Below are 4,811 nucleotides of genomic sequence, written 5' to 3'. Positions count from 1 at the left end.
ATGCGGACCGCCGGCCGTGGTGCCTGACCGTTTCGCTGTCGCACCCGCACGACCCCTACGTCGCGCGCAAGCAGTATTGGGATCTCTACGAGAATTGCCAGGCGCTGGATCCCGAAACCGGGTTCATCGCGCATGACGAGCAGGACCCGCATTCGCAGCGGCTCTACCGCGCCAGCGACTATTCCGCTTTCGAGATCACTGCTGAGCAGGTGCGCCGTTCGCGGCGCGGCTATTTCGCCAACATTTCCTATGTCGACGACAAGCTCGGCGAGCTGCTGGACGTTCTCAAGCGGACACGGATGCTGGACGACACCACCATCCTGTTCTGCTCGGATCACGGCGACATGCTGGGCGAGCGCGGCCTGTGGTTCAAGATGAGCTTCTTCGAGGGCTCGGCGCGGGTGCCGCTGATGATTGCCGGCAAGGGCGTGCCGGCCGGGCTGATCGAGGCGCCGGTCTCCAACCTCGACGTGACGCCGACACTGTGCGACCTCGCCGGCATCGATATGAGCGCGATCGCGCCATGGACCGACGGCCAGTCGCTGCTGCCGCTTGCCAATGGCGGGCAGCGCGCCGCGCCGGCATTGATCGAGTACGCGGCCGAGGGCTCCTACGCGCCGCTGGTGGCGATCCGCGACGGCAAATACAAGTTCGTCCATTGCGAGCTCGACCCGCCACAGCTGTTCGATCTCGGAGCCGATCCGCTCGAGCGCGACAACCTCGCCGACGACCCCGCCAACGCGGGCCTGGTGGCCGCGTTCATGGACAAGGTCCGGGCGCGCTGGGACATGGCCGCCTTCGACGCCGCCGTGCGTGAAAGCCAGGCGCGCCGCTGGGTCGTCTATCCGGCGCTGCGCAACGGCGCCTACTACCCGTGGGATTTCCAGCCGCTGCAGAAGGCGTCGGAGCGCTATATGCGCAACCACATGAACCTCGACAATCTCGAAGAGAACAAGCGGTACCCGCGAGGCGAATGATGACAACACTCGTCCCCTCACTCGATCATCTCAAGAAGGCCTATGCCGTCACCTCGACGGCAACGCAGGTGACGCCGCTGCTGGAGTCGGCAGCACTCGCGATGGAGACGGGGGCCGCACGCGTTTTCGTCAAGCCGGAGTCGCTGCAATGGGCCGGCTCTTTCAAGGTGCGCGGCGCCTATTGGCGGCTGAAACAGCTTTCGTCGGATGCGGCAAAGAAAGGCGTCGTCGCCTATTCGTCCGGCAATTTCGCGCAGGGGCTGGCGGCGGCCGGCCAGGCGCTCGGCATTCCCGTCACCATCGTTATGCCGATCGATGCGCCGGTCGCCAAGCGTGACGCCACCGCCGGCTACGCCGCGCGCGTCGTGCTCACCGACCATGGCGATCGCGCCCGTGAGGAAGTGGCGGCCGCCAAGGCGCGCGAGATTGCCGAGACCGAGGGACTCACGCTGCTGCATCCCTTCGACGACCCCGAGATCGTCGCCGGCCAGGCCGGCGCCGGGCTGGAGGCGCTCGACCAGTTGGCGGCGAAGGACGCGCATGCCGACCTGGTGTTCTGCTCGGTTGGCGGCGGTGGGCTGATCGGCGGCGTGTCGCTCGCCTTCCATTACCAGTCGCCGAAGACCGAGGTCATCGCGGTCGAGCCGGAAGGCTTCAACGGCATGGGTTCCTCACTGGCCCATGGCGCCATCGAGACGATGCCGATCGGGCCGAAATCGATCTGCGACGGGCTCATGGCGAGGAAGCCAGGCGAAGCACCCTTCGCGGCGGTGAGCGCGGCCGGCGTGCGTGGCGTCACCGTCGACGACACCTCGGTGCGGCGAGCGATGAAGATCGCGTTCGAGCGGATGAAGCTGGTGCTGGAACCGTCGGGCGCGGCGTCGCTGGCGGCGCTGCTTGGGGGCAAGGTGAACGTGGCGGGAAAGACCGTCCTTGTTGTGGCTACCGGCGGCAATGTCTCGCTCGCCGATTTCATGGCGCATATGAACAATGCTTGAAGCGGATTTCGTCATCATCGGCTCCGGCTCCGCCGGCTCGGCCATGGCCTACAGGCTGTCGGAAGACGGCAAGCACTCGGTGATCGTCATCGAGTTCGGCGGCACAGACATCGGGCCGCTGATCCAGATGCCGTCGGCGCTGTCGATCCCGCTCAACATGAGCCTCTACGACTGGGGTTTCGCCAGCGAGCCGGAACCGCATCTCGGCGGCCGCGTGCTCGCCACCCCGCGCGGCAAGGTGATCGGCGGCTCGTCCTCGATCAACGGCATGGTCTATGTGCGCGGCCATGCGCGCGACTTCGACCACTGGGCCGAACAGGGCGCGACCGGCTGGGGCTTCGCCGACGTGCTTCCCTACTTCAAGCGCATGGAGGATGCCGACGGCGGCGAGGATGGCTGGCGCGGCAAAAGCGGCCCGCTGTATGTGCAGCGCGGCACGCGCAAGAATCCGCTCTACGGCGCCTTCGTCGAGGCCGGCCGCCAGGCCGGCTTCGAACTGACCGACGACTACAACGGATCGAAGCAGGAAGGCTTCGGCCCGATGGAGCAGACGATTTTGGGCGGCCGCCGCTGGTCGGCGGCGAATGCCTATCTGAAGCCGGCTCTGAAACGCAAAAACGTCACTTTGGTCAAAGGCTTCGCCCGCCGCGTGGTCATCGAGAATCAACGCGCCACCGGGGTCGAGATCGAAGCTAACAAACAGATTCAGGTTGTTAAGGCGCGACGTGAGGTGATCGTTGCGGCCTCGTCGATCAATTCGCCGAAGATCCTGATGCTGTCCGGCATCGGCCCGGGCGCGCATCTGCAGGAAAACGGCATAGCCGTGGTGGCCGACAGGCCCGGCGTCGGCCGTAATCTGCAGGACCATATGGAGCTCTACATCCAGCAGGAATCGACCAAGCCGATCACGCTGAATTCGGTGCTCAACCCGTTCTCCAAGGCGTTGATCGGGGCGCAGTGGCTGTTCTTCAGGACCGGCCTCGGCGCCACCAACCATTTCGAGGCGGCGGCCTTCGTGCGCTCGCAGGCCGGTGTCGACTACCCTGATATACAGTACCACTTCATCCCGGCGGCGGTGCGCTATGACGGCAAAGCGGCGGCGAAGTCGCACGGATTCCAGGCGCATGTCGGACCGATGCGTTCGAAGTCGCGCGGCTCGGTGACGCTGCGCTCGCCCGATGCGAAAGCGAAGCCGGTGATCCGCTTCAACTACATGTCGCATCCGGACGACTGGACGGAGTTCCGCCACTGCATCCGGCTGACGCGCGAGATTTTTGGCCAGAAGGCATTCGACAGCTTTCGCGGCAAGGAGATATCGCCCGGCAGCCATGTGCAGTCGGACGAAGACCTCGACGCCTTCATCAGGGATCACGCCGAGAGCGCCTACCACCCTTGCGGCACCTGCAAGATGGGCCGCGCCGACGACCTCATGAGCGTCGTCGATCCGGAATGCCGGGTGATCGGGGTCGAGGGCCTGCGCGTCGCCGATTCCTCGGTCTTCCCGCGGGTGACCAATGGCAACCTCAATGCGCCGTCGATCATGACCGGCGAGAAGGCCTCCGATCACATCCTCGGCCGCACGCCTTTGGCGCCGTCCAACCAGGAACCCTGGATCAATCCGCGCTGGCAGGTGGCGGATCGATAGGGCATTGTCAGGCTGGCGCCCTCCCGCCCAGCGACCATCAATGGAGAACACCATGCGCGCCCAGCCCACGGCATCGCACTATGTCAACGGCCGCTACATCGAGGACGAGGGCGGCGCGCCGCTGCCGGTGATCTATCCGGCGACGGGCGAGACCATCGCCACGCTGCATTCGGCGACGCCGAACGTGCTGGAGCTGGCCATCGAGGCCGCGCGCGCCGCGCAGCCGGCCTGGGCGCGGCTGAAACCGGTCGAGCGCGGGCGCATCCTGCGCCGCGCAGCCGACATTCTTCGCACACGCACTGCGGATCTCGCGCGCATCGAGACGCTCGATACCGGCAAGGCGATCCAGGAGACGCTGGTGGCGGACGCGCCCTCGGCCGCCGACTGCCTGGAATATTTCGGCGGCGCGGTCGCCGCCTTCAACGGCGAGGCGGTCGATCTCGGCGGACCGTTTGCCTACACAAGGCGCGAGGCGCTCGGCGTGTGCGTCGGCATCGGCGCCTGGAACTATCCGATCCAGATCGCCGGCTGGAAGTCGGCGCCGGCGCTCGCCATGGGCAACGCCATGGTGTTCAAACCGTCGGAGAACACGCCGCTGTCGGCGCTGGCGCTGGCCGAGATCTACTCAGAGGCCGGTCTGCCCGACGGGCTGTTCAACGTCGTGCAGGGCTATGGCGATGTCGGCGCAGGTCTCGTCGGCCATGATGTCGTCGCCAAAGTTTCGGTGACCGGATCGGTGCCGACCGGGCGCAAGGTGCTCTCGCTCGCCGGCTCGAAGATGAAGCACGCGACGATGGAACTCGGCGGCAAGTCGCCGCTGATCGTCTTCGACGACGCCGATCTCGAAAACGCCATCGGCGGCGCCATGCTCGGCAACTTTTACTCGACCGGTCAGATCTGCTCCAACGGCACGCGCGTGTTCGTGCAGAAGGGCATCCATGACCGCTTCGTCGACCGGCTGGTCGAGCGCACCAAGAAGATCCGCATCGGCGATCCACTGGATCCCGAAACCCAGATGGGACCGCTGGTCAACAAGGCGCAGCAGGAGAAGGTCGTCTCCTACATCGCGGCCGGCAGGCAGGAGGGCGCTGCCCTCGCCTGCGGCGGCAACGTGCCGTCTTTGCAGGGTTTTCAGGGCGGCTATTTCGTCGAGCCGACGGTGTTCACCGGCGTCACCGATACGATGCGCAT

4 protein-coding genes are annotated in these 4,811 nt (G+C 66.0%); all 4 read left to right on the top strand.

Annotation, left to right across the window (positions count from 1 at the left end):
• On the top strand, positions 1-977 hold a 977-nt coding region (gene betC / locus EN781_RS26045), incomplete at its 5' end, for a choline-sulfatase (protein ID WP_127400473.1).
• Positions 974-1,975, top strand: a complete 1,002-nt coding sequence (locus EN781_RS26040) for a threonine/serine dehydratase (protein ID WP_127400472.1) — start codon at positions 974-976, stop codon at positions 1,973-1,975. The genes betC and EN781_RS26040, both read left to right, overlap by 4 nt.
• Entirely contained in the window at positions 1,968-3,620 is a 1,653-nt protein-coding gene (gene betA, locus EN781_RS26035; protein WP_126055806.1) for a choline dehydrogenase, read from the top strand. Before EN781_RS26040 ends, betA begins: the two co-directional genes overlap by 8 nt.
• Positions 3,621-3,672: 52 nt before the next feature.
• Positions 3,673-4,811, top strand: a 1,139-nt coding sequence (locus EN781_RS26030; RefSeq protein WP_127400471.1) for an aldehyde dehydrogenase family protein, incomplete at its 3' end; no start/stop codon positions are given.

The sequence above is a fragment of the Mesorhizobium sp. M4A.F.Ca.ET.090.04.2.1 genome (assembly GCF_003999085.1).
Taxonomy (GTDB): domain Bacteria; phylum Pseudomonadota; class Alphaproteobacteria; order Rhizobiales; family Rhizobiaceae; genus Mesorhizobium.
This window is presented reverse-complemented; position numbering and strand designations above follow the sequence as displayed.